The organism is Terribacillus saccharophilus, from assembly GCF_046592895.1.
Classification (GTDB): domain Bacteria; phylum Bacillota; class Bacilli; order Bacillales; family Amphibacillaceae; genus Terribacillus; species Terribacillus saccharophilus_D.
Genome location: NZ_JAWVPU010000001.1, coordinates 82924 through 105841, shown reverse-complemented (window position 1 = coordinate 105841; position 22918 = coordinate 82924). Strand labels below are relative to the sequence as shown.

At 45.4% G+C, this 22918-nt stretch carries 28 protein-coding genes; 19 read left to right on the top strand and 9 right to left on the bottom strand.

Annotated features, from left to right (window positions below):
• Nucleotides 1–72: 72 nt before the first annotated feature.
• The 4 genes from SFC66_RS00595 to SFC66_RS00580 all read left to right on the top strand — a co-directional run bounded on the left by SFC66_RS00595 (nucleotide 73) and on the right by SFC66_RS00580 (nucleotide 1327).
• The gene (locus SFC66_RS00595; RefSeq protein WP_411216768.1) at nucleotides 73–243 is read left to right on the top strand and encodes a hypothetical protein; all 171 of its coding nucleotides are present in this window, start codon (nucleotides 73–75) and stop codon (nucleotides 241–243) included.
• The gene (locus SFC66_RS00590) at nucleotides 240–461 is read left to right on the top strand and encodes an alpha/beta-type small acid-soluble spore protein (RefSeq protein WP_411216767.1); all 222 of its coding nucleotides are present in this window, start codon (nucleotides 240–242) and stop codon (nucleotides 459–461) included. The genes SFC66_RS00595 and SFC66_RS00590 overlap by 4 nt, the downstream gene beginning before the upstream one ends.
• A 49-nt stretch (nucleotides 462–510) precedes the next feature.
• A complete protein-coding gene (locus tag SFC66_RS00585; protein ID WP_084160843.1) occupies nucleotides 511–642 on the top strand; it encodes a YfhD family protein in 132 nt (43 codons plus the stop codon).
• 67 nt (nucleotides 643–709) lie between these two features.
• A complete protein-coding gene (locus SFC66_RS00580) occupies nucleotides 710–1327 on the top strand; it encodes a spore coat protein (RefSeq protein ID WP_411216766.1) in 618 nt (205 codons plus the stop codon).
• 30 nt (nucleotides 1328–1357) lie between these two features.
• Here the strand turns inward: SFC66_RS00580 and tlp are convergent, their stop codons facing one another.
• Nucleotides 1358–1591, bottom strand: a complete 234-nt coding sequence (tlp, locus tag SFC66_RS00575; protein WP_411216765.1) for a small acid-soluble spore protein Tlp — start codon at nucleotides 1589–1591, stop codon at nucleotides 1358–1360.
• Nucleotides 1592–1650: 59 nt separating this feature from the next.
• Nucleotides 1651–2385, bottom strand: coding sequence for a YqcI/YcgG family protein (locus SFC66_RS00570; protein ID WP_411216764.1), 735 nt, complete (start codon nucleotides 2383–2385; stop codon nucleotides 1651–1653).
• A 154-nt stretch (nucleotides 2386–2539) separates the two neighbouring features.
• Between SFC66_RS00570 and SFC66_RS00565 the strand changes: the two genes are divergently transcribed.
• From SFC66_RS00565 to SFC66_RS00550, 4 genes are all read left to right on the top strand, one after another.
• Nucleotides 2540–3490, top strand: coding sequence for an ABC transporter permease (locus SFC66_RS00565; protein ID WP_411216763.1), 951 nt, complete (start codon nucleotides 2540–2542; stop codon nucleotides 3488–3490).
• On the top strand, nucleotides 3483–4433 hold the full coding sequence (locus SFC66_RS00560; RefSeq protein WP_411216762.1) for an iron chelate uptake ABC transporter family permease subunit: 951 nt from the start codon (nucleotides 3483–3485) through the stop codon (nucleotides 4431–4433). Before SFC66_RS00565 ends, SFC66_RS00560 begins: the two co-directional genes overlap by 8 nt.
• A complete protein-coding gene (locus SFC66_RS00555) occupies nucleotides 4430–5185 on the top strand; it encodes an iron ABC transporter ATP-binding protein (protein WP_411216761.1) in 756 nt (251 codons plus the stop codon). The genes SFC66_RS00560 and SFC66_RS00555 overlap by 4 nt, the downstream gene beginning before the upstream one ends.
• Before the next feature lie 93 nt (nucleotides 5186–5278).
• The gene (locus tag SFC66_RS00550) at nucleotides 5279–6220 is read left to right on the top strand and encodes a siderophore ABC transporter substrate-binding protein (protein WP_411216760.1); all 942 of its coding nucleotides are present in this window, start codon (nucleotides 5279–5281) and stop codon (nucleotides 6218–6220) included.
• A gap of 41 nt (nucleotides 6221–6261) precedes the next feature.
• Here SFC66_RS00550 and SFC66_RS00545 read toward each other — a convergent pair whose 3' ends face one another.
• Nucleotides 6262–7329 carry a nitric oxide synthase oxygenase gene (locus tag SFC66_RS00545; RefSeq protein ID WP_411216759.1) on the bottom strand — a complete coding sequence of 356 codons (1068 nt, stop codon included), beginning with the start codon at nucleotides 7327–7329 and terminating at the stop codon, nucleotides 6262–6264.
• Between the two features lie 138 nt (nucleotides 7330–7467).
• Between SFC66_RS00545 and SFC66_RS00540 the strand changes: the two genes are divergently transcribed.
• The 9 genes from SFC66_RS00540 (at nucleotide 7468) to SFC66_RS00500 (ending at nucleotide 17177) form a co-directional block, all read left to right on the top strand.
• Nucleotides 7468–8535 (top strand): methyl-accepting chemotaxis protein, encoded by a 1068-nt coding sequence (locus SFC66_RS00540; RefSeq protein WP_411216758.1) that lies wholly within the window; start codon nucleotides 7468–7470, stop codon nucleotides 8533–8535.
• Nucleotides 8536–8766: 231 nt separating this feature from the next.
• Entirely contained in the window at nucleotides 8767–9951 is a 1185-nt protein-coding gene (locus tag SFC66_RS00535; protein WP_411216757.1) for an MFS transporter, read from the top strand.
• Between the two features lie 65 nt (nucleotides 9952–10016).
• Nucleotides 10017–10577, top strand: a complete 561-nt coding sequence (locus SFC66_RS00530; protein ID WP_411216756.1) for a GNAT family N-acetyltransferase — start codon at nucleotides 10017–10019, stop codon at nucleotides 10575–10577.
• A gap of 362 nt (nucleotides 10578–10939) precedes the next feature.
• Nucleotides 10940–11974 carry a cytochrome aa3 quinol oxidase subunit II gene (gene qoxA / locus SFC66_RS00525; protein ID WP_411216755.1) on the top strand — a complete coding sequence of 345 codons (1035 nt, stop codon included), beginning with the start codon at nucleotides 10940–10942 and terminating at the stop codon, nucleotides 11972–11974.
• 20 nt (nucleotides 11975–11994) lie between these two features.
• Nucleotides 11995–13944, top strand: a complete 1950-nt coding sequence (gene qoxB / locus SFC66_RS00520) for a cytochrome aa3 quinol oxidase subunit I (RefSeq protein WP_411216754.1) — start codon at nucleotides 11995–11997, stop codon at nucleotides 13942–13944.
• Between the two features lie 16 nt (nucleotides 13945–13960).
• Nucleotides 13961–14572 carry a cytochrome aa3 quinol oxidase subunit III gene (gene qoxC / locus SFC66_RS00515; RefSeq protein WP_411216753.1) on the top strand — a complete coding sequence of 204 codons (612 nt, stop codon included), beginning with the start codon at nucleotides 13961–13963 and terminating at the stop codon, nucleotides 14570–14572.
• A 1-nt stretch (nucleotide 14573) separates the two neighbouring features.
• The gene (gene qoxD, locus SFC66_RS00510) at nucleotides 14574–14894 is read left to right on the top strand and encodes a cytochrome aa3 quinol oxidase subunit IV (protein ID WP_411216752.1); all 321 of its coding nucleotides are present in this window, start codon (nucleotides 14574–14576) and stop codon (nucleotides 14892–14894) included.
• Between the two features lie 85 nt (nucleotides 14895–14979).
• Nucleotides 14980–16119 carry an acyl-CoA dehydrogenase family protein gene (locus SFC66_RS00505; RefSeq protein WP_411216751.1) on the top strand — a complete coding sequence of 380 codons (1140 nt, stop codon included), beginning with the start codon at nucleotides 14980–14982 and terminating at the stop codon, nucleotides 16117–16119.
• 71 nt (nucleotides 16120–16190) lie between these two features.
• On the top strand, nucleotides 16191–17177 hold the full coding sequence (locus SFC66_RS00500) for a ketoacyl-ACP synthase III (RefSeq protein ID WP_411216750.1): 987 nt from the start codon (nucleotides 16191–16193) through the stop codon (nucleotides 17175–17177).
• Nucleotides 17178–17219: 42 nt separating this feature from the next.
• Here SFC66_RS00500 and SFC66_RS00495 read toward each other — a convergent pair whose 3' ends face one another.
• The gene (locus tag SFC66_RS00495) at nucleotides 17220–17666 is read right to left on the bottom strand and encodes a DUF2512 family protein (RefSeq protein WP_411216749.1); all 447 of its coding nucleotides are present in this window, start codon (nucleotides 17664–17666) and stop codon (nucleotides 17220–17222) included.
• 127 nt (nucleotides 17667–17793) lie between these two features.
• Here SFC66_RS00495 and SFC66_RS00490 point away from each other — a divergent pair, with 127 nt between their 5' ends.
• Entirely contained in the window at nucleotides 17794–19239 is a 1446-nt protein-coding gene (locus tag SFC66_RS00490; RefSeq protein ID WP_411216748.1) for a SulP family inorganic anion transporter, read from the top strand.
• A gap of 30 nt (nucleotides 19240–19269) precedes the next feature.
• Here the strand turns inward: SFC66_RS00490 and SFC66_RS00485 are convergent, their stop codons facing one another.
• Nucleotides 19270–19704: a GtrA family protein gene (locus SFC66_RS00485; protein ID WP_411216747.1), complete on the bottom strand. Its 435-nt coding sequence runs from the start codon at nucleotides 19702–19704 to the stop codon at nucleotides 19270–19272.
• A gap of 158 nt (nucleotides 19705–19862) precedes the next feature.
• Here SFC66_RS00485 and SFC66_RS00480 point away from each other — a divergent pair, with 158 nt between their 5' ends.
• Nucleotides 19863–20657 carry a VLRF1 family aeRF1-type release factor gene (locus SFC66_RS00480; protein WP_411216746.1) on the top strand — a complete coding sequence of 265 codons (795 nt, stop codon included), beginning with the start codon at nucleotides 19863–19865 and terminating at the stop codon, nucleotides 20655–20657.
• Between the two features lie 36 nt (nucleotides 20658–20693).
• Here the strand turns inward: SFC66_RS00480 and SFC66_RS00475 are convergent, their stop codons facing one another.
• The 4 genes from SFC66_RS00475 to SFC66_RS00460 are packed head-to-tail and all read right to left on the bottom strand — an operon-like array spanning nucleotide 20694 to nucleotide 22896.
• Nucleotides 20694–20918, bottom strand: coding sequence for a 2-hydroxymuconate tautomerase (locus SFC66_RS00475; protein WP_411216745.1), 225 nt, complete (start codon nucleotides 20916–20918; stop codon nucleotides 20694–20696).
• Nucleotides 20887–21303: a Fur family transcriptional regulator gene (locus tag SFC66_RS00470; protein ID WP_411216744.1), complete on the bottom strand. Its 417-nt coding sequence runs from the start codon at nucleotides 21301–21303 to the stop codon at nucleotides 20887–20889. The genes SFC66_RS00475 and SFC66_RS00470 overlap by 32 nt, the downstream gene beginning before the upstream one ends.
• A 1-nt stretch (nucleotide 21304) precedes the next feature.
• On the bottom strand, nucleotides 21305–22171 hold the full coding sequence (locus tag SFC66_RS00465) for a metal ABC transporter permease (protein ID WP_411216743.1): 867 nt from the start codon (nucleotides 22169–22171) through the stop codon (nucleotides 21305–21307).
• A complete protein-coding gene (locus tag SFC66_RS00460; RefSeq protein WP_411216742.1) occupies nucleotides 22168–22896 on the bottom strand; it encodes a metal ABC transporter ATP-binding protein in 729 nt (242 codons plus the stop codon). The genes SFC66_RS00465 and SFC66_RS00460 overlap by 4 nt, the downstream gene beginning before the upstream one ends.
• Nucleotides 22897–22918 lie beyond the last annotated feature (22 nt).

Genomic DNA, 22918 nt, shown 5'->3' with positions numbered 1-22918 from the left:
TTTTTGGCTAGAAGTGCCTTTCATATTATGACGCAAAAGACAGAAACTAATGCGGAAAGGAGGAGAGACATCATGAACAAACATCGAGTGGATGGCGGAATCTGGATAGATGATACGTATCAGCCTGGCATGGAAGAAGGCCTTACAGCCAATCGTGATGAACAGGATCCGAATAAGAAACATGTGCGCGCTGACTACGAAGGTGATTCGGGAGATGCGCATACGCTTGGGCATTACCGATGACAAGACGCAATCGCATTTTGGTTCCCGAAGCGCGGGAAGGTCTGGTTCAGCTGAAGCATCAAATTATTCGGGAAGCCAACTTGCCTTATCATACAGAACAAGCCGGTGATCTTGGCAATGCAACAAGCCGGGAAAATGGAAAGACTGGCGGCAGTATCGGCGGTAACATGGTCCGTGAACTCGTACGGATGGCGGAAGAAAATCTGAAGCACCGTTAAGGAGGAAAAGCCGATGAATGACAAAGATAAGTCTTTGGAAGATTATTATATGAGATACACCGATTTGGATGGAGACGGAAAAGATATCTCATTTTCCCAAGAGGAAGCAGACGTGGATGATCTGGAGGCTCAGGCTCGTTCCGATGCAGCCGATGCCCGTGTAGCGAAAAGGCATAAATAACCGGTCATAAGTGAACAAGCGGCACGCCATACTAACAGAGCACGACATTTCATAGGGGGTAATCACTTTGGAAAACAACATGCAGACTGCACAGACAAATCAGCCGACTATCTTACATGGCAAGCAAAACCATGGCGGCCATGAGATTTTTGATACCCATGAACTCCTTACAGGAATGATTTCTGCCTTGGATCAGAATAAGATCTTCCAGCAGTTCATTCAAGATCCGGAACTGAAGGCAATTGCACAGCATCAGGGAGAATTCCTGACCCAGACTTATAACACGCTGGTGGAATCTTTCAAGACTGGACAGGATCCGACAGTTCCGACTACTTCCTATAGTATGCAGCAAAGTAATGATGTCGTATATGGCGTAAAACCTTCACAGCCCAAAAAGCCGATTGCATCCGCGAATGAGGTGACGGATGAATGTGTTTCCACGTATTTGCTGACACAGATGAAAAGCTTGGCTACGATGGGTGCGCGAGGTGCTTGTGAAATCACCAACCCGGTTGCAAGAAGGGTAGTGGCAGATTCGATCCCGAACCTGATCGAGATGAGCTATGAGATTTTCTTGTATCAGAACAAACATCATTATTACCAAGTACCACAGCTGCAGCCGAGTGACATGGCAGCCATGATGCAGAGCTATGATACAACAGCCACTATGAATCAAATGCATTAAATAAGAAGGTCCGCCACATGGCGGACCTTCTTATTTGTCTTTTTGCTGCTGGTAATTTGCTTCTTCTTTCAGCTCATGACGCAGGCTGTCGACACTGGCAGCTCGTCGGTCGTTTTTTTCTTTCAGGAATGAGATTTCTTCATCTGTCAAATGCTCACTGTTCGCTTTGACGAAATCCTCTGTTTGATGGACGTTTTGCAGGGTGTGCTGGATCGTATCCTCGATACGCTCCGCGTTATCTGCGCGATTATCTGGGTTCGGCATGATTCATAGACCTCCTTTCCAAAACAGATCTTACGTAGTATCTGCCCGGAAAGAGAAGGTTATGTATGCTTTAGCTCCTTATGATGGAAAGGGCATCCTCCCTTTATTGGTTCGGCATCATCCCCGATGAAATATTGTTTCCATTCGTTGTGGGTATGATCGCCGAAATGTCCGATGTCGGGGTGTTTCGGCAGCTGGTCCCATTTTTCCACACGATCACGGACAGAGCCGCGCGATTTCGTCCCCGCAGGCTTGTCTCCTTCAAGACCGTCAAATATACTGCGGGGCTGCAAACCGATGACCAAGGAAGGGCCCAAGTCACGTGTGATGCGCTGTTTATATGCGGGTGCATTTCCAAATAAGAAATAAGCCTCTCCACCGATATGATAATCAAAAAGGAAATGTTCCGGATCCCGCGGTCGGTCAGCTGGCCATGCGATGTCGTCCACTTCATGGAGCTGCTGCAGGAAATTCCAGAAATAATCCCGGTAATATTCCAAATCCTTTTCCTCTTTCTCTGGTTCAAAGAAAAGGAAGAGGCCTCTGCGGACAGCTTTCTCCTGTGTATGCATCAATGTTGTGAAATCATTGATGATATGAAGCGCGCCATCCCAGTTGTCGTGTGGCACAAAACCGTAGCGCAAGTCGCCTTTCTTCTGGGCTGCGATACCAAAATAGCAAGGGAAATCTTTTTTGGCGACTGTGTCTGCAAAAGGCTGGTATGCTTCAAGTGCCCATTCGGGAAGCTGTTGGTTATCGGGACGGATGTCTTCTTTATTCAATAGCGGTAGCATGTATACACTCCTAATTATAGTTTGTATGTTAACTTCTTTTTTCGGCAGTCCGAATATCCTATTGACTAGTCTTTTTCCATTTAATATACTAAGTCTAGAATCTAATTGATAATGAATATCAGTATCACCGATGCTGCCAAAGAGGTTTACGCTTATGAAGTTAATTTACTTGTTTCTTATTACTGTTACATTAGCTGTTTGTTCCCTGTTTGTCGGAGTGGAAAACGTGTCGTTTTCTGCTTTGTGGAATATGGATGAAGAGGCTTGGCATATCGTGATGATCAGCAGGCTACCGAGGATGCTCAGCATTGTCATGGCAGGTGTGAGTCTCAGCATATGCGGGCTGATCATGCAGCAGCTGACGCAAAACAAATTCGTATCACCTACGACTGCGGGGACGATGGACTGGGCGAGACTGGGGATTCTTGTTTCCTTGCTGTTCTTCACCGATGCCAGCCCGATTTGGAAGATGTGTATCGCTGCTGGCTTTGCATTATTCGGCACATTGCTCTTCATGGGCATCCTGCAGAGGCTGAAGCAGAAGGATACCATTTTTATCCCGCTTGTCGGAATCATGCTGGGAAATGTGGTCAGTTCGATTGCGACATTCTTTGCACTAAAGTTTGATCTCGTCCAAAATATGTCTTCCTGGCTTCAAGGAGATTTTTCTTTGATCATGCAAGGGCGTTACGAACTCCTTTACATAAGTGTGCCGCTTTTGATCATCGCTTTCTTATTTGCCAATATGTTCACAGTCGCTGGTATGGGAGAAGACTTCGCCACAAATCTGGGTCTTCCTTATAAATACGTTGTGAATGTCGGATTGATCATTGTGGCCATCATCACGGCAGCAGTCATCCTGACGGTCGGTGTCATACCATTCCTCGGATTGATCGTTCCGAATATCGTAAGCATGTATCGCGGCGACAATCTGAAAAACAGCATCTGGCATACAGCCTTCCTTGGTGCAGCCTTCCTGCTTCTATGCGATATCGCAGGACGCTTGATCATCTATCCTTATGAAATCTCGGTGGGGCTCATGGTTGGCGTCATTGGTACAGGAATCTTCCTTTATATGCTTTTGAGGAGGAACGCCTATGCTTAAGCGAAAAATTGTCTTTCTCACCGTTATCGCATTGTCTTTAGCTGCCCTGTATCTTTTCATCCATATGAATTTCCAGGCGATGGAGTACCTGTTGCGCACAAGGCTGGAGAAAATCCTGGCCATGATTTTATGTGCTGTCTCCATCGGGGTTTCCACTGTTGTGTTCCAGACGATAACACATAACAGGATACTGACGCCGAGCATCATGGGTCTCGACAGTGTGTATATGTTCATTCAAACCATCGTCGTTTTCTTATTCGGTTCGGGAACATTCGTCATCATGCAGAGTGATGCGTATTTCTTCCTTACTATATTACTGATGGTCGGTTTTGCATTTGGACTTTATCAGCTGCTGTTCCGCAAAGGACATAATAATCTGTTCCTCTTGCTGTTGGTCGGATTGGTGCTGGGTACTTTTTTCAGCAGTCTATCGTCGTTCATGCAGATGATCATCGATCCGAATGAATTCCTTTTGATCCAGGACAGCATGTTCGCAAGTTTCACCAATGTGAACACAGACCTTCTGCTAATCTCTGCAGTGGTCATCGTCTTGCTTTGTATGTACATATTCCGTTATCGGCACTATTTTGATGTCATGTCGATGGGACGTGATCATGCGGTGAATTTGGGCGTGCCATACGAAAAGATCGTTAAACGGATGTTCTTGGCGGTAGCGGTGCTTGTTGCCGTATCCACGGCTTTGGTCGGGCCAATCACTTTCCTTGGATTGCTGACTGCCAATCTGGCACGGGAATTTCTCCAGACATTCCGGCATACGTACTTGCTGATAGCAGCGAGTCTGCTCAGTGTGATTGCATTGATCGGCGGTCAGCTCGTAGTGGAAAGGATATTTTCCTTCACCACACCAATCAGTGTCATCATCAACTTTGTCGGTGGCATTTACTTCATCTACTTATTAGTAAAGGAGAGTAAAAAAATATGATCGTTGCAGAAAAGCTTTCCAAGTTTTTTGGATCGAAGAAAGTCATCCAGGATGTTTCCATCGAAGTTAAGCGCGGGGCGGTCACTAGTTTCATCGGTCCGAACGGTGCCGGGAAAAGTACCTTGCTTTCGATGGTAAGCCGCTTGCTGAAACAAGATGATGGCATCGTCTATCTTGATGGTAAGGATGTTCATAAACAAAAAAGCAAAGATCTGGCAAAGACGATTGCCATTCTGCGTCAGTCCAATGTCGTCCAGATGAGATTGACTGTCCGGGAGCTAGTGAGCTTTGGGCGGTTCCCTTATTCCAGCGGGCGCCTTACGGACGAAGATGAACAGAAGGTCTCGGAAGCCATCAGTTATGTGAATCTGGATGAAATGGAAGATAAATATCTGAATGAACTCAGCGGAGGTCAGAAGCAGCGAGCATTCATCGCGATGGTCCTGGCACAGGATACCGATTATATCCTGCTTGATGAGCCGCTGAATAATCTGGATATGAAGCATGCTGTTCAGATGATGAAGCTGCTCCGGAAGCTTGTGGAGGATTTTGGCAAGACGATCCTGCTTGTCATCCATGACATCAATTTCGCTTCTGTGTATTCAGATCGCATCGTGGCAATGAAAGATGGCAGAATCGTCGCTGAAGGTCCTACCGAAGATATCATCCAATCAGACGTTCTTAAATCGATTTATGATCTGGATATCGATGTCCACAATATCAGCTGCAATCGTATTTGTGTCTATTTCTAAAACCGTGCAGATCAAAGGGGTGATGCCACTATGAAGCATACAGCCTTTCAGCTACACCATGCATCCAACCAAAAGAAAAAGGAGAAATGATATATGAAGAAACTGACTTTGCTGATGACAGGGCTATTACTCGTACTTTTACTGGCAGCATGCGGAAGCAATTCCGGTAGCGCAAGCGGAGCTGATAAAAAGGAAGAGAAACTGACAATCGAGCATGGGCTAGGCAAAACGGAAGTTACAAAGAATCCGGAGAAGATTGTAACATTCGACATGGGAGCTTTGGATACGCTGGACAAACTTGGAGTCGATGTAGCTGGCGTTCCGCAAGAGAATCTTCCTGACTATCTTTCCAAATATAGCAGTGGGGATTACGAGAATGTCGGTGGCCTGAAGGAACCTGATTTGGAGAAAATCGCTGGAATGCAGCCGGATGTCATTTTCATCTCTGGTCGCCAAAGTGATTATTATGAACAGCTCAGTGAGCTTGCACCGACTATATTCGTTGGTGTCGATACAACCGACTATATGAATTCATTCAAGAAGAATACAGAAACGATTGCTAAAGTGGTAGGGAAAGAAAAAGAAGCGGAAACGGCGCTGGGAGAAATCGATGATGCAATCGCTGATTTAAAGACAAAAGCAGAGGGCATGGATGGAAAAGCCTTGATCACGCTTGTGAATGACGGCAGCGTGAGTGCTTATGGTAAAGCCTCCCGTTTTGGAGTCATCCATGATGTGTATGGTGTACCTGCTGTTGATGAAACGATCGAATCTTCCACGCATGGCCAATCCATCGGGTTTGAATATATTTCCGATAAAAACCCTGATTATTTGTTTGTAGTCGATCGCGGAGCTGTTGTAGGCGGCGGAACTTCTTCTGCTGAGAAAGTGTTGGATAATGAACTGGTGAACGATACAAATGCTGCAAAAGAAAAACATATCACGTACTTGGACCCAGGTTACTGGTATCTGTCTGGCGGCGGACTGGAGTCTGAATTGGAGAAAGTGAAAGAAATCTCCGATGCATTGAACTAATATAGAAGAAAAGCGCAAATGCTAATGCATTTGCGCTTTTTTCAATAGGTATCTGGCTGATGGAAGTAATTGGGTTTTTTGATTGTATTTGCGTAAGGTTTGTGAAAGATATGCGTCAAAGCTGGTGACATCGGCGGAATGAGCCAGTTCCACATGCCTGTCACATCGCGATCGGCTTTTTCTTCTTTTTTCTCGAATTGTGCAAATTGTTGGGCTGCTGTATGGTGATCCACAATGGTGATTCCTGCTTTTTGGAATGATTGGAGCACTGCGATATTCAGTTCCACCAATGCCCGGTCCTTCCATAAGGTAGATGACTTGCTTTGATCCAAGCCTATCAGTTCTGCTACTTTAGGCAGCATGTTATAACGATCTTCATCGGCAAGATTCCGTGCACCGATTTCCGTTCCCATATACCAGCCGTTAAAAGGAGCAGCATGATAGATGATACCGCCAATCTCCAATTGCATATCCGAAATGATCGGAACAGCATACCAGCGTATATCTAAATCTGCGAATGCAGGATATGCATCATGCTCTATTTGTACTTCTTTCACGATTTTTGGTGGTATTTCCCTTAAAATAGGTGGCTCGTCACCGACTTGCACAACAAGCGGCAGGATGTCGAAAGCTGTTCCTTCACCCTCCCAGCCGAGTGATTTGCACTTATTGGTAAAGCGTACGGAAGCAGGATCCCCGAGAATGCCATACTCCGTCTCATATCCCGCATATCGAAGCAGTTGATGATTCCAGATGCGTATATTTTCATTTGCTGGGAAGATAGTGATCATCGGCTTTACCTTGCCCGCATTCGTAGCTTGCTCGATATGATGGAATAGCTTCTCCAGCACGTCCTCAGCTTCTGTCACTTCCCGTGCGTCAATAACATGAAGGCCATTCCAAAACAGGCGGCCGATACAGCGGTTTGAATTTCTCCACGCAATCCTGGCGCCGTGCACCAACTCTTCTGCCGAATGGGCATACGTTCCCGTTCGGATGATTTCATCTTGAATGCCGGACAGACGCTCATATATCTCCAAATCAGATTTTCCCAGCTCGGAATAACACTCGTTAATAAATGCCGTCGCTTCTTGCATTATTACGTCCATTAGCAGCAGCCTCCTTTAGTCAGCTTGTAGTATAGCATTTGTGGCACCAAAAGACGTTAAGAGTCGAAAAATGTAAAAAAAGGTTCATGAATCGCGCTATTCAGCCGATAAAAAAATAGAGTGAAAGGGGGAGGACAAATGAATAAAAGACATGCAGTAAGCATTTGCAGTGGGGGATTTGTATATGCAGGTTTTCTATTCCTGCAAAATGAAAGGGTTTTCTTAGTGGATTGGTGGATCAATTTGATCATCGGTCTTCTTTTAGCAGCTGCAAGTTTTGTTTATATTTTGTCTTACAAGAAGGCAGAGAGGGAGCCGGAAGCAGGAATGATGCCTGTCATCGCTGCTCCGATTGAGTCGGCAGCAACCGTTGAGCCCGAGTTGGAGTCAAGCAAAGAACAGACATCCGTTGAGCTTGAGCAAACGGAAGAATCGTGGAATCAAATTGTAACCGCTATCGAAGAAGTGACGATCGGCTCTGAGAATCAATCCCAAGCGTCAGCAGATCTTGCTGGAAGAATGCAGAAGTTCGCAGAAAATGTCATGATGGTTGCATTGAAAGGGGAAGAGGCGAAGCAGGCTGCCGCTGAAATGGATGCCCTGACAAAAGAAGGCGCATCATATATGGATGATTCTGTCCGTCAAATGGACACGATAACAAATAAAATCACTTTTTCCTATGAAAAAGTCACAGGTTTGAATGGCAAGGCTGATCAAATCAGTTCTTTGCTGCAAACAATCAAGGAAATTGCCGACCAGACGAATTTGCTCGCACTCAATGCTGCCATCGAAGCAGCACGAGCAGGCGATCAAGGGCGCGGATTTGCAGTAGTGGCAGACGAAGTGCGTAAGCTTTCCGATCAAGTGCGTGTTGCCGTGATTGATATAACTGCTGTTTTCCAATCGATCCAGTTGGAATCAAAGGAAGCCGTCGACGCACTCAGCTCTGGGAAAGATGCAGTTGCAGCCGGATCTGATACAGTTACAACAACGAAAAGTACTTTTGAACAGATGCAGAAAGAGATAATAATGACGAGCCGGCAAATCGACGAGATTTCCACAGCTATGTATGACATTCTCGATAACACACGCGGTGTTACCGATAGTATCAATAGCATCGTGACCGTTGCAGAGCAGAATGCAGCAAGTATGCAGGAGGTAACTGCCATTACGCACGATATTCAGCAGAAGTTCCAGAATAGATGAATAGGGAATGACGAGCGGCCGTCCAGGTCGCTTTTTTTGATTACGATCTTCATAAGCAAAAACCATAATGAACCCCATATGAATTACCCCAACTTCAGCTCCATAAAACCTAATAAAACTTTTGGATGCGCTTCCTATAATTTTTTTGTTAAATTGATGGGTTTTGGTTTGTCTCGTTAACATTTCTGTTGTATCTTTAGCGAATGTCATGTCTCAAAAGGAGGAGTTAAGATGTCTATAACAAGCAGACAGTTCGAACCTAAAACAGTCATCGCCGTTTTGATGATCTGTGCTTTCTCCATTGGAACGACGGAATACGTCGTGACGGGAGTGCTTTCACATATTGCAAAGGACCTTGGGGTGACGATTGCATCGGCAGGTCTTGTGGTGAGTATGTATGCGCTTGGAGTGGCGGTATTCGGACCGCTTATGACCACACTGTCGGTTAAGCTGCCCCGCAAGCCGATGCTGCTTTTATTCATGCTGATTTTCATCATCAGTAACATCATCAGTGCAACGGCACCGAATTTTGGGGTGCTGCTTGTTTCAAGGGTAACATCCGCTTTTATTCATGGTCCGTTTTTCGCTTTGTCTTTCGTCATGGCAAGCGAACTGGTGGAGCCGCGTAAACGAGTCCAAGCAATCGCGGCCGTAAACGGCGGACTTACGATTGCCATCATGATCGGTGTACCATTCGGTGCCTATCTTGGTTCTCTTATCGAGTGGCGTCTTGTGTTTTGGCTGATTGCCTTGCTTGGGGTGATCGGTTTGATCGGACTGCTTATTTGTGCACCGAACACAAAGCCTGCGGAAGCGCCGCGCATCAAACAAGAGCTCAGCGTGTTCAGGCATAAGCAAGTGCTGCTGACGATTGCCATCATTATTTTTGGTTATTCAGGGGTATTCACAGCTTATACATTCATAGAACCTTTATTACGTTCCGTCACAGGCTTTGGCGGCATAGGTATCATGATCAGTCTGTTCTTCTTCGGGATGGGCAGTGTCATCGGTAACTTTTCAACACCTAAACTTGCCGGAAGCAATGTGACCAGAACGCTTATTTATGTATTCGCCATCCTTACAGCCATTTTATTGCTGTTTCCGCTGGCAACGCCATATAGCATCACGGCTGTCTTGATCATCGGTTTGTTCGGAGCTGGTGCATTTGGGACGACACCATTGCTGCAATCCAAAATCGTCATGGCTGCCGTGGAAGGGCCGACGATTGCTGCGGCTGCAAGCGTTTCGGCGTTCAATCTTGCAAATGCAGCAGGTGCATATATAGGCGGACTGGTCCTGGATGCGAATCTTGGCTATACATGGCTTTCCTTAATCGGAGCAGGAATATCGATTATTGGTATCTTGATATCAGCCATTAGCTATCGCGAAGAAAAAAAAGAGCCGGAAAGAGCCTGAACAGGTTGTAAGTCTTATTCTCTTCCTGCATACTAGAAATAAATTTCTAGCAGGAGGAGCGGTGCATGAATCCAATCTTAAGAGATTTCCAGACTGTCATCGAAACAGAGCGCCTTATCATCAGGCAGCCTAAGATCGGCGATGGGAAAGCGGTCAATGACTCTATCAGGGCATCATTTCCCGAATTGAAACAGTGGATGGCGTTTGCACAGGAAGTGCCGTCAGTGGAAGAGACGGAGGAGAATATCAGGCATTCCATCGCAAATTGGATCAATCGCACCGGCTTGCGTATGCTGATCTTCCGGAAGGATACAGAAGCGTTCATTGCTTCCAGCGGTTTTCATGCAATCGACTGGGATGTACCAAAAGTCGAAATAGGATATTGGATGGACTCACGGCACACCGGGCAGGGATTCATGACTGAGGCGGTCGAAGCCCAGACAGCATATGCCTTCAGCGAGCTCGGTGTCCGCCGCGTCCAGATACTATGCGATGAAGAAAATCACGCCAGCCGTGCGATCCCGGAAAAGCTAGGTTTCAAGCTGGAAGGAATCCATTATCACGACAGCCTCAGTGCAGATGGCAAGGAAATACGCAATACAGCGTACTATAGTAAAACCAGATAAAGGTTATGTGACCAGAAATTGCGGCTGAATTACATAAAACGTTCAAATTTTGTTCACTACTTGTTCTTATTCTTTCTTTGAGCCGGTGTTAGAATGTAAAATGAACTGTTTACTTACCAGGCAAGTCTGGTTTTTTTGGCTGCTTTGTATTACACTAGTTTCTGGATTGTTGTCAGGCACTGCCTATCAGGCAGTGTGATTGTGTGTTTCCAGCTGGATTTCTGCCGCTCCCTCGGGATCGTGGAAGTTTCATTGTGAAATACTTATCAAAACCCTATCATAGCGAAAGGGTCATCTTTTTATGCAGAGGGAAGATGACGCATTTCGTGAACTCAGGTAAAGAAAGGAAGGGAAGCAGGCGCATGCTTAAAAAATTGAAACCCTTAAGTCTTCTGTTGTTCCTTGCCCTGCCGCTAATGCTCGCCGGCTGTTCTACACCGGAAGTGCTCGATCCGAAAGGACCAGTGGCAAGTCAGCAAAGTGACCTTATTATTCTATCGATCATCTTCATGCTTACAATCGTTGCGGTTGTATTCGTACTTTTGACGATCATCCTTGTCAAGTACAGAGAAAGAAAGGATCACGACAAGTACAGCCCTGAATTACACGGCAGCATGCTGCTTGAAACGATTTGGACGATCATCCCGATCATCATCGTTGTCATCTTGGCTGTTCCGACTGTCAGAACGATCTATTCATTAGAGGACGCACCTGAGCCGAAAACGGCTGAAGCTGCGAATGAAGACCCTCTAGTAATTCATGCAACATCCATCAACTGGAAATGGGTATTCACATATCCAGATGAAGACATCGAAACAGTGAACTATCTGCACATTCCGATTCACCGTCCGGTGGAATTCAAACTAACATCTGCCGATTCCATGGCTGCCCTATGGATTCCAAGCCTTGGCGGTCAGAAATATAACATGGCAGGCATGCAGACGACTTTATTCCTGCAAGCTGACGAAGTAGGCGTCTATGACGGACGAAATGCCAACTTCACAGGCGAAGGCTTCAACGAACAGCGTTTTAAAGTCCATGCCGATGAAGAAGCAGACTATCAACAGTGGGTGGAAGATGTAAAGAATTCCGCTCCGGAACTGACACAATACGAGTATGACAATCTTCTGATTCCTGGTGTTTACGATAAAACAGCTGATGGAACAACTGAATACAATGGTACGCACTTGCAATGGATCGACCATTCCAAGGACGCGGAATACACATTGGAAGCATGGGATCGCCTAGGCTATGAGCCGAAGAATCCACATGCAAAAGACAAATCTCAAAATCTCTTGCCTGAAGATGAAATTCCATACTATCAGCAAGACAATACTGTAGACTACTCGGATGAAGACATGGGCTCTGAAGAACATGCACATGCGGGTCATGAGTAACAGAGAGAGGGGGAAGAGTTTTGGACTTAAAATGGAATGAGTTTATCATTACCGGCGATCCATTGATCCTGGGCGCGCAAATCAGCATCTTGCTCGGTGGTATCGCCGTTGTAGCTGCCCTTACTTACTTTAAAAAATGGAGTTGGCTATGGAAAGAATGGCTGACATCCGTTGACCATAAGAAACTGGGTATCATGTATATCCTTAGTGCCCTCTTAATGCTTTTCCGCGGCGGTATCGATGGTTTGATGATCCGTACGCAGCTTGCTAAGCCAGGGATGGAATTCCTGGATCCGCAGCATTACAACGAGGTATTCTCAACACACGGTGTTATCATGATCCTATTCATGGCGATGCCATTCTTAATCGGTTTGATCAACTACATCATACCGTTGCAAATCGGTGCACGTGACGTTGCATTTCCTTATTTGAACAACTTGAGCTTCTGGACATTCTTTGTCGGTATGGCTCTATTCAACATCTCCTTCATCATCGGTGGTTCACCGGATGCCGGATGGACTGGTTATACGCCGCTTGCGACGAATGAATTCAGTCCTGGCCCAGGTCAGAACTACTATGTACTTGCTATCCAGATCGCTGGTATCGGTACATTGATGACAGGTATCAACTTCTTCGTTACCATCCTTAAGATGCGTACGAAAGGTATGACATTGATGAAAATGTCCATGTTCACATGGACGACTTTGATCACAATGCTGATCATCATCTTCGCATTCCCAGTGCTTACAGTTGCACTTGCTATGCAAACATTCGACCGACTATTCGGTTCGGTACTCTTCACCTTGCAAGGTGATGGTAACCCGATGCTTTGGGTCAACTTGTTCTGGGTATGGGGTCACCCTGAGGTTTATATCGTTATTCTTCCTGCATTCGGTATTTTCTCGGAGATCATTTCGACGTTTGCAAGAAAACAGCTATTCGCCTATAAAGCGATGGTTGTGTCCATTGTGACGATTTCTGTATTGAGCTTCCTTGTATGGGTTCACCACTTCTTCACAATGGGTAACAGCGCAGAAGCGAACAGCTTCTTCTCTATTACGACGATGGCTATCTCGATCCCGACCGGGGTTAAGATATTCAACTGGTTATTCACGATGTATCGAGGACGTATCACATTCACGACTCCGATGCTTTGGTCCCTTGCTTTCATCCCGAACTTCGTTATCGGTGGTGTGACAGGGGTAATGCTTGCGATGGCAGCGGCTGACTATCAGTACCATAATACGTACTTCCTAGTATCTCACTTCCACTATGTGTTGATCTCGGGTACTGTATTTGCTTGTTTCGCAGGTTTGATTTACTGGTATCCGAAAATGTTCGGACATAAATTGAACGAAAAAATCGGTAAATGGGCTTTCTGGATTTTCGTTATCGGCTTCAACGTATGTTTCTTCCCGCAGTACTTCCTAGGGTTGGACGGTATGCCAAGACGTATTTCCACTTATTTGCCAGAAGATGGCTGGACAGGATTGAACATGATCTCCACAATCGGAGCATTCATGATGGGTCTTGCATTCCTAATCTTCGTATACAATATCTACTATAGCTGGAGATATTCACCAAGAGAGAAAACTGGTGATGCTTGGGGTCTTGGACGTAACTTGGAATGGGCGACAACTTCGTCTATCCCACCGCATTACAACTTCGCTGTCCTTCCTGAAGTGACAGGTCTTGATCCTTACTGGGATATGAAGGAAAAAGGTCTTGATCAGCAGAAGGTCACGGATTATAAACCGATTCACATGCCAAGCAACTCTTCCATACCGGCAATCATGTCCGTATTGATGGGTATGGCAGCCTTCGGACTTGTCTTCCAGTGGTATTGGCTTGGAATCGTAGGTGCTGTCGGCATCTTCATCACAATGATCGTCCGTTCTTTCGATTACAATGACGGTTATTATGTGAGTGTGGAAGAAATAAAAGAAACAGAAGCGAAAGCGAATAAATAAAGGAGGTTGTGAAGAAATGGCACATGATCACAATGTGAACCCCAACGCTCCATTGGAATACCAATCAGAAACCGGCCGGTTGAACATCACCGGTTTCTGGACCTTCCTTGGTGCAGAGATCGCTTTGTTCTCGACACTATTCGCATCCTATTTCGCGTTACAATCACGTGTAGGCGACGGACCAACATCTCCTGAGATGTTCGAAGCTGGCTTGGTCATGATTATGACAATGCTGCTTCTTACAAGTAGTTTCACTTGCGGACTCGCGATTCACGAAATGCGTGCGAACAATGTAAAAGGCGTTATCATCTGGATGATCATTACACTCATCCTAGGTGCAGGCTTCATCGGCTATGAGTTATATGAATTTGTACATTATGTACATGAAGGTGTTACACTAGGCACTAGTGCACATTGGTCTATGTTCTTCATTTTGCTTGGTACGCATGGATTACACGTATCCATCGGTATCGGCTGGATCATTCTTCTTTTGATCCAACTTGCAAGAAGAGGACTTACGCCAAAAACGGCTTCAAAAGTATTTATCTCTAGTCTCTATTGGCACTTCTTGGATGTTGTGTGGATCTTTATCTTCACATGCGTTTACTTGATGGGGATGGTGAATTAATATGAGTCAACAAACGAAAAAAGGACATTTCCCTTGGAAGCATATCATCGGATTTTTGATTTCGATCGCGTTGACACTTGTAGCCTTCGCAACAGCTCTATGGACAGACTGGTCTTCATCAACGATTTTCATCATTATCTTGATTTTCGCAGTTATCCAGGCTGCTTTGCAGCTCGTTATGTTCATGCACATGACGGAAGGAGAAGACGGTGGATTGATTACCGGGAATACACTTTTCGGATTCTTCATCGCTATCGTTATCATTCTAGGTACTTACTGGCTGATGACTTCCGGACACATGCACATGGGTATGAGTATGTAAATAAGACCCGCTCTCTGAGCGGGTTTTTTTGTATTCTTTTTTACTTTTCACTAAAATGGAGAAGAGATAAAAGGAGGTACGGCAAATGATCATAGCACATGATGAACACATTATCGAAAAAGCCCGTCAAGCTGCCAAGATAGCTAAACAATATAAAAAAATCGGCGATGAACAGGCACAGCTGGCACCTGAAGTGGTGGATGCATTCCGTACTACGGGTTATACATTACTTACGATAGGAAAAGCAGAAGGCGGAGATGGAGCCAATCTGTATGACTTCCTTCTGGCTCAGGAAACGCTTGCTGCAGGAGACGGCGCTGCTGCCTTATCGATCGGCTGGCATCTTAGTACGATGCAAGACTTATGTGAAAATGCCGGTTGGCCGGAAGATATGTTCGAAAGCTTCTTGAAAGAGGTTGTTCAAAAACAAAAGATAGTCAATCGTGCTGCTTCAGAACCGAATACAGGCAGTCCTACACGCGGCGGTATCCCCGAAACGAAAGCGGTGCGGGAGGACGATCATTATGTCATCACCGGACGGAAGACGTTCACCTCAATGGCTGCTGACTTGGATTATTATTTAGTGACGGCTTATGTAGAAGAAGATGATGCTGTCGGGAGCTTTTTGATTTCCAGGGAAATAAATGGCGTTTCTGTCGAAAAGACATGGAATCCGATGGGTATGCGAGCAACCGGAAGTGATGATTTGATTTTGGAACAAGTGAGAGTGCCAAGGAATCATTATGTCGAAAGAAATAAAAAGAAGTCAGGACCAAAAGGATCTTTGCTGCATATTCCAGCTTGTTATCTTGGTATAGCCAAAAGTGCTCGTGATGAAGCAGTTACGTTTGCCAAAGAATTTCAGCCCAATACACTGAATGAACCGATTATCAGTGTGCCGCATATTCGGGAGAAAATCGGACGGATGGACTTGGAGCTCATGCAAGCAAGACATTTTATGTATCATGTAGCCAACTTGTGGGATAGCTATCCTGAGAAGCGGAAACATATGGGGCCAGAGCTTGCAGCAGTCAAAGTCAATGCAACGAAAGCAGCAGCTGAAGTAGTCGATTTGGCGATGCGAATCGCAGGCGGCAGGGGGCTGTCCAAGTCTCAAGCCTTCGAGCAGCATTATCGGGATGTGCGTGCCGGGCTGCATAATCCGCCGATGGACGATGCCGTATTAGAGCTGCTCGCTTCCCAAGCAGAGAAAAAAGATAATTAATTTCTTCTTTTTAGTACCAGGTATTAAAACTAGATGGTATAATGGAGGAAGATGTGAAGGAGGCAGATAATATGGAATCCAAAGCACGTGTAACAGCAATTGGAACATATATCCCGGAAAAAGTGCTGACCAATGCAGATTTTGAGAAAATGGTCGATACTTCCGATGAATGGATCGTACAGCGAACTGGTATCAAAGAAAGAAGAATCGCTGCTGAAGATGAATACGTAACTGATCTTTGTGAAAATGCTGCAAGGAACCTTGCAAAGAACTTCAACAAGTCACTGGATGATGTGGACCTGATTCTTGTTGCGACTGTGACAGGGGAATTTAAATTCCCTAGTGTATCCAGTCAGCTGCAAGCAAGACTTGGTTTGAAAAACACAGGTGCCATCGATTTGGGCGGCGCATGTGCTGGTTTCGTTTACGGACTGCACATGGCTAACGGATTGGTATCATCCGGTTTGCATAAGAAAGTGCTAGTATTGGGCGGAGAAACATTGTCCAAAATCACTGATTATACTGATCGTACAAGCTGTATCTTGTTCGGTGACGGAGCGGGAGCTGCTTTGGTGGAATATGATGCGGAAAATCCTGGATTCTTCGGTTTCCATATGGGAACAAAAGGAGAAGGAGGCCGTCATCTTTATCAAACAGGCTTATCCACGACATTGAACGGCGAAGAACTTGCCAACCCAGGGAAATTGGTTCAAAACGGACGTGAAGTCTACAAATGGGCCGTTTCAGGTGTACCAAAAGGTGTCAAGAAACTAGTGGAAGAAGCAAATATGTCATTGGATGACATCGATTGGTTCATCCCGCATAGTGCCAATATGCGCATGGTGGAATCCATCTGTGATCGCCTGGACTATCCAGTTGAAAAAACGCTGACAAGCATGGCATATGCAGGTAATACATCTTCTGCAACAATTCCTTTGGCATTTGATTTCGCTTTACAAGAAAACAAAGTCAAAGATGGCGATACAATGTTATTATACGGATTCGGCGGCGGTTTGACCGAATGCGGTATCATCATCAAATGGGATCCAAAAGCATAAAAAATGAGCCCGCGGAGCAATCTCCGCGGGCTTTCTTCATGATCAGGAATCCTTATGGGGTCCGCGTATATGCAGATCTTCCGCGATTTTGGCACGGGACTGATCCAGGAAAATGACATTATAATACTGGTCCCTGCCGCTTCGGATCACATATTTACGGACGTAAGCATGCAAAAAAGTCCCATCCAGCCAAGCAAGGATCAAACTTGCCGGTATTGCACCTACCAATGGGTGCACAGGACCATCTGCCGCCAGGACGATCAGCATCCAGCTGACAATGGCGAAGAATATGCAATCAAGCCATCCGGTTGTCTTATTTGCTTTACCCGGCAGTAATAGCATGTCGATGAGGTAGCCTATCACAGTCAGGACGACTGTTAGCTGGAATACCCTGGTAAAGGATAACTGATAGATTAAACCTGTGAAAAGATAAAGGACTGCGAAAGTAAAGATCCCTTTCAGAAGTATGGCTTTGACATGTTTCATCATTCTTCACCTGCTGCTTTTTTTATACAATATGTCCATTTTCGGCTGCTTGTATACGCAGCTGCAACAAGTCTTGGAATTATGGTATAATAACCCGTTGTAAGTTAAGAGATAGGAGTTTATCACGTACATGATTACAAATATAAGAGAAGCTTGGTTTTCCAATGTGCCGAAGGATGTTTTATCCGGTATTTTAGTTGCCTTGGCGCTTATCCCAGAAGCGATTGCCTTTTCGATCATTGCTGGTGTCGATCCGATGGTCGGCCTGTATGCATCATTCTGTATTGCGGTTGTCATTTCATTTACAGGTGGCAGGCCGGCAATGATATCTGCTGCGACTGGAGCGATGGCACTTGTGATGGGCAGCCTGGTGGCTGACCATGGTATTCAATATTTGTTCGCTGTGACAATATTGACAGGAATCATTCAAATTTTATTCGGTGTCTTCAAAGTGGCAAGACTGATGATCTTCATTCCGCGACCGGTGATGATCGGATTCGTCAACAGCTTGGCAATTTTGATTTTCATGGCTCAACTTGTTCATTTTGAGGGTGAATCCTGGCAGATTTATGCGTTCTTGGCTGGGGCGCTGCTGATCATCTATCTGCTGCCTCGCTTCGTAAAAGCTGTTCCATCACCTCTTGTAGCTATTGCAGTGATGACGATCATCGCCATTGTGACACATAGCTCGACGAAAACTGTAGGCGATATGGGAGAGCTCAAGCAATCCCTGCCATCATTTTTCATCCCGGATGTACCATTCAATATGGAAACATTGCAAATCATTTTTCCATATGCGATTGCTTTGGCCATCGTCGGCCTGATGGAGACATTCCTCACAGCGCAGCTGCTGGATGAGTATACAGATACGAACAGTAATAAAAATCGTGAAGCACGCGGCCAGGGGATAGCTAATATTGCTGCTGGTTTATTTGGCGGAATGGCAGGCTGTGCCATGATCGGTCAATCGGTCATCAATGTCAAAGCAGGGGGGCGCACCCGGTTATCAACGTTTATCGCTGGTGCTTTCCTGATGCTGCTTATCATAGTTTTCCAGGATGTATTGGTGCAAATACCGATGGGGGCGCTTGTTGCTGTCATGTTCATGGTCAGCATCGGGACGTTTGACTGGAGTTCGGTCCGCAACTTGCATCGCATGCCGCTGACGGATGCTGCTGTCATGATCGTTACAGTTGCTGCTGTACTATGGACACATAATCTCTCAGTCGGTGTCATCATCGGCGTATTGATGAGTGCTGTTTTCTTTGCAAGTAAAATATCCAAAGTCGATGTCAGAAGTACAACGCTACACGAGCAAAAGATCTTCATGGTGAAAGGCCAGCTGTTCTTTGTTTCGGTCACTGATTTCCTGTCATCCTTTGAACCGAAACAAGAAACTGCAAAACATATCATCCTGGATTTCCAGGAAGCGAGATTATGGGATGATTCAGCAGTAGGGGCATTGGATAAACTGGTGCTGAAGTATCGGGATTATGGCATTCATGTCGAAATCCGCAATCTGGATCATGCCAGTCAGGCATTGGTCGATAAGCGAGCAGCTTATATCCACACATGAAAATGAGGCTCACACCAAACGGTGTGGGCCTCATTTCTTTGTTTTGAATACAAAGTACTTCATAAACAGAAAACTGCTGGCAGAAGAGAGGAACATGGCTGCTCCTTTGGCTATATTATTTTCGATATACGCAGGGATGGTGACGAAAGTGATACCACGCAATATCGCCAGACCTGCTATGAAGACTATATTACTGATCACTAATGCAACCAATGCTTGAGCGAAAAACAGACCTTTTTCTGATTTGCCGGATCTTTTCTGCTTGCGGAACGTGAATCTTGTATTCCAATAGTAGCTGTTCCATATGCATATCAAGTAACTGATTGTATTGAAAAGCAGCAGCAGGAGATTATTTTTGGTCGGCCAGATAAGTAGTAAGATATTAAGTGCAACAATGTCTACAGCCGCATTCAGTACGCCAATGGACGTAAATTGCAGGATTTGGGTGCGCGTTCTTTTTAACATGATTTATCACAGCCTTCAATTTACATAGTTCGATTCTAACTACATTCCCTTATTTCCTCAACTTTTAACGTTTCAAGCAGTTTGTATGTGGTATGTAATGCTATATGCTGGTTTGCATTACGGTGCATAAGCAAATCTGGAAGAGGAGTGATTGCAGTTTGTGTTACGCCAAAGACATGGAGAAACTTGCAGATAAAGCCAAGCGCCATCCTCAGAAAGTACTAAGCATGTATGTGAATACCGATCCTTCCAACCGCGATCAAACAGGCGGGGAGTGGAAGATTCACGTGAAAAATGGGTTGAACAACTTCGAAACATATCTCAAGAATGACCCGGAAGAATTGGGACAATTCCTGAAAGTGAAGCAGAAAGTAAAAGCTTTCTTGGAAGATAACGGGCAAAGCATGAAGAAAAGCTGTGTGGTGTTTGCTTCGGCAGATGATATATGGTTCGCCGAATGTCTGCAGATGCCTGTGACAACTGAATTTCATTGGGAAGATGAGCCGAAGCTCCAGCAGTTCGAAGCATTATATGAACGATTTCCGGAATCAGGTGTCATTCTGGTTCAGAGAAATCAAGTCAAAGTGATCGATGCCGTATTAGGTAAGATCAACGATACAAAAGTCTACGAAATGGATTTGGATACAGAGAAGTGGAAGGTACAGGCTAGCCCGCAGCGAGCACTATCCGTCAAAGGCAAAGGCGGGAAAGGATCCAAAAAGGACACGATAGAAAACCGGTTGGAAGCCAATCAAAAACGCTGGTACAAATCACTGGCTCCAGACCTTGATAGACTTGCCAAAGAGAAGGAATGGAAAAGCATCCATCTTGTTGGAAATAAAGAAGAAGCGAAATTGATCGAAAGCTATATGCAAAAGCAAGTGCAGCAGACAGAAGGCAAGAATCTATTTGATCAGGAAGAACGAAAAGTATTGGAAGAAGTCATCTTGTAAAAAAAGCAGCATGCCGACGGGCATGCTGCTTTTCCATTAGGATGGACGCTTTCCAGCGACTCCGTAATTTGCTTTATTCATTTCTTCGATGACGATGGAGACCGCTTCGGCGCGTGCACCTGTCGTTTCGACCATGACGTCGGTCATTTGCTTGATCATTTGTTCTTTCTGCTCATCCGTTCTGCCTTCCAGCATTTTAACGGTGATGATTGGCATATATATCGACTCCTTAGTGGTTATGACACGTCGGGCAAAGTCCATAAAGCTCGAAAGCGTGTGTATTTATATGATAATCTGCCAGTTCATCCGTGTAAACCGGGAGCGGGCATTTTTGCAGCGGCTTGGTCAATCCGCAGCTTTCACAAATGAAATGATGATGATGCGTTCCGCTAGTACAGGCTATTTTAAACAGCTTTTCCCCATTTTTCTCGCGGGACTCCAGCAGCTTCAGTTCTTCAAACAGACGGAGATTCCGGTAGATCGTGTCCAAGCTGATGCCTTTATAGCTTGTCTCCATGAAGGCAAGCAATGCTTTTGCGCTTCGATAGCCCTTAGCATGGATGAAATAAGATAATATATCCGCACGTTTATCTGTGTACTTATGACCATGTTCCTTTAAAATCGCAAGACCTTCGTCCACTTGCATATCAGGAAACTCCTTTCTCGAATGCAGCTTTTCGTTTGTTCGCAAGCAGCAGCTTTTGAACGATGAAACTCAACAGCAGAATAAGGATCGACACTACTACGATGGTACCCCCTGGTGGTATTTCGAAATAATACCCTGAGAACAATCCGACAAGAACAGATGTCTCACCGAAGACGATTGCAAGAATCATCGCTTGTTTGAAGCCTTTTGCCAATCTGATGGCTGCAGCGACAGGGATGGTCATCAACGCACTTACAAGCAGCACACCTACGATACGGATGCTTGCAGCTATCACAAGTGCCGTCAGCAGCATGAAAATGAAATGGATCGCTTTGGCATGCAAGCCGCTGACACGTGCATGCTCTTCATCGAAAGAAAGCACAAGCAGCTGTTTGTAAAGCACTCCGATCACAAGCAAAACGATGATCGAAATGATGATGATCACGCGCAGATCTTCACTGCTGACAGCAGATACCGAGCCGAATAGATAAGAAAACAAATCAGTGGTAAAACCATTGGCCAGCGAAATGAAGATGACGCTCAATCCGACACCGCCGGACAAAATGATCGGGATGGCGATTTCCTGGAAGTTGCGGAACATACTGCGCAGCTTCTCGATCAATAAAGAAGCGACTACCGAGAAACCTAGTCCGGCGTAAAATGGACTGATCAAAGGTGTTGCCAGTTTTTTCTCGAGCAGGAGGCCAAAAGCAATCCCGGCAAGCGTCACATGTGATAAGGCATCAGCGATCAGGGAAAGCCTGCGGACAACGATGAAGCAGCCCAATAAGGGTGCGATCAAGCCGATCAGCAGACCGGTATATAATGTGTTACGCAAAAATTCGAATTGAAAAAAATCTGCAATCATGCATGAATACCTCGCAATACGTGTAAATCGGATTCTGGCAGGCTGAATTGCTCCGGGCTGCCTTCGTATTGCACTTGCTGATCCAAATAAACAAGTTTGGACGCATAATGTGCAATACCAGCCAAATCATGGGTGATCATCACGAGCGTCAGTCCGTTTTCACTATTGAGACGCTGCAATAGTTCATAAAAACCTTTTACATTGGCATGATCGATCCCGACCGTCGGTTCATCCAGGATGATCAGTTCCGGCTGGCTTACAAGCGCTCTGGCGATGAAGACACGCTGCTGCTGACCGCCGGACAAGCTGGTGATATTTTCATGCAGATAATCACTCATATCAACTTGAGCCACGGCTTGCTTCACCGCAGCTCTGTGTTTGGCGGAGAATCTGCGGAAATAGCCGATTTTAGGCGTAAGCCCCATTGCCACCACCTCGAAAACCGTAGCCGGGAAGCCTTTATTGAAGGCATTCGCTTTTTGGGATACAAAGCTGATTTTATTCCAATCCTTAAAAGTGGATACAGGGTGTCCGAAAAGCTTGATGGAACCTTTATTCGGCTGCAGCATATTGAGTGCCAGCTTGATCAATGTCGTTTTGCCGCCGCCATTTGGTCCGATCAGACCAAGGAAGTCACCTTTTTTGACTTGTAGGGAAACCTCGCGCAAGGCAACCTTTTGTTCATAGGAAAAATTAATATTATCTATTTGAAGGATAGATGTCATATTCTATCACCTTTCTAATCAC

What these genes read in the sequence shown, in the direction of transcription:
- SFC66_RS00595 (WP_411216768.1), top strand. Translation starts at nt 73, where the DNA reads ATGAACAAACATCGAGTGGATGGCGGAATCTGGATAGATGATACGTAT.
- SFC66_RS00590 (WP_411216767.1), top strand. Translation starts at nt 240, where the DNA reads ATGACAAGACGCAATCGCATTTTGGTTCCCGAAGCGCGGGAAGGTCTG.
- SFC66_RS00585 (WP_084160843.1), top strand. Translation starts at nt 511, where the DNA reads ATGAGATACACCGATTTGGATGGAGACGGAAAAGATATCTCATTTTCC.
- tlp (WP_411216765.1), bottom strand. Translation starts at nt 1,591, where the DNA reads ATGCCGAACCCAGATAATCGCGCAGATAACGCGGAGCGTATCGAGGAT.
- SFC66_RS00570 (WP_411216764.1), bottom strand. Translation starts at nt 2,385, where the DNA reads ATGCTACCGCTATTGAATAAAGAAGACATCCGTCCCGATAACCAACAG.
- SFC66_RS00565 (WP_411216763.1), top strand. Translation starts at nt 2,540, where the DNA reads ATGAAGTTAATTTACTTGTTTCTTATTACTGTTACATTAGCTGTTTGT.
- SFC66_RS00560 (WP_411216762.1), top strand. Translation starts at nt 3,483, where the DNA reads ATGCTTAAGCGAAAAATTGTCTTTCTCACCGTTATCGCATTGTCTTTA.
- SFC66_RS00555 (WP_411216761.1), top strand. Translation starts at nt 4,430, where the DNA reads ATGATCGTTGCAGAAAAGCTTTCCAAGTTTTTTGGATCGAAGAAAGTC.
- SFC66_RS00550 (WP_411216760.1), top strand. Translation starts at nt 5,279, where the DNA reads ATGAAGAAACTGACTTTGCTGATGACAGGGCTATTACTCGTACTTTTA.
- SFC66_RS00545 (WP_411216759.1), bottom strand. Translation starts at nt 7,329, where the DNA reads ATGGACGTAATAATGCAAGAAGCGACGGCATTTATTAACGAGTGTTAT.
- SFC66_RS00540 (WP_411216758.1), top strand. Translation starts at nt 7,468, where the DNA reads ATGAATAAAAGACATGCAGTAAGCATTTGCAGTGGGGGATTTGTATAT.
- SFC66_RS00535 (WP_411216757.1), top strand. Translation starts at nt 8,767, where the DNA reads ATGTCTATAACAAGCAGACAGTTCGAACCTAAAACAGTCATCGCCGTT.
- SFC66_RS00530 (WP_411216756.1), top strand. Translation starts at nt 10,017, where the DNA reads ATGAATCCAATCTTAAGAGATTTCCAGACTGTCATCGAAACAGAGCGC.
- qoxA (WP_411216755.1), top strand. Translation starts at nt 10,940, where the DNA reads ATGCTTAAAAAATTGAAACCCTTAAGTCTTCTGTTGTTCCTTGCCCTG.
- qoxC (WP_411216753.1), top strand. Translation starts at nt 13,961, where the DNA reads ATGGCACATGATCACAATGTGAACCCCAACGCTCCATTGGAATACCAA.
- qoxD (WP_411216752.1), top strand. Translation starts at nt 14,574, where the DNA reads ATGAGTCAACAAACGAAAAAAGGACATTTCCCTTGGAAGCATATCATC.
- SFC66_RS00505 (WP_411216751.1), top strand. Translation starts at nt 14,980, where the DNA reads ATGATCATAGCACATGATGAACACATTATCGAAAAAGCCCGTCAAGCT.
- SFC66_RS00500 (WP_411216750.1), top strand. Translation starts at nt 16,191, where the DNA reads ATGGAATCCAAAGCACGTGTAACAGCAATTGGAACATATATCCCGGAA.
- SFC66_RS00495 (WP_411216749.1), bottom strand. Translation starts at nt 17,666, where the DNA reads ATGATGAAACATGTCAAAGCCATACTTCTGAAAGGGATCTTTACTTTC.
- SFC66_RS00490 (WP_411216748.1), top strand. Translation starts at nt 17,794, where the DNA reads ATGATTACAAATATAAGAGAAGCTTGGTTTTCCAATGTGCCGAAGGAT.
- SFC66_RS00485 (WP_411216747.1), bottom strand. Translation starts at nt 19,704, where the DNA reads ATGTTAAAAAGAACGCGCACCCAAATCCTGCAATTTACGTCCATTGGC.
- SFC66_RS00475 (WP_411216745.1), bottom strand. Translation starts at nt 20,918, where the DNA reads ATGGACTTTGCCCGACGTGTCATAACCACTAAGGAGTCGATATATATG.
- SFC66_RS00470 (WP_411216744.1), bottom strand. Translation starts at nt 21,303, where the DNA reads ATGCAAGTGGACGAAGGTCTTGCGATTTTAAAGGAACATGGTCATAAG.
- SFC66_RS00465 (WP_411216743.1), bottom strand. Translation starts at nt 22,171, where the DNA reads ATGATTGCAGATTTTTTTCAATTCGAATTTTTGCGTAACACATTATAT.
- SFC66_RS00460 (WP_411216742.1), bottom strand. Translation starts at nt 22,896, where the DNA reads ATGACATCTATCCTTCAAATAGATAATATTAATTTTTCCTATGAACAA.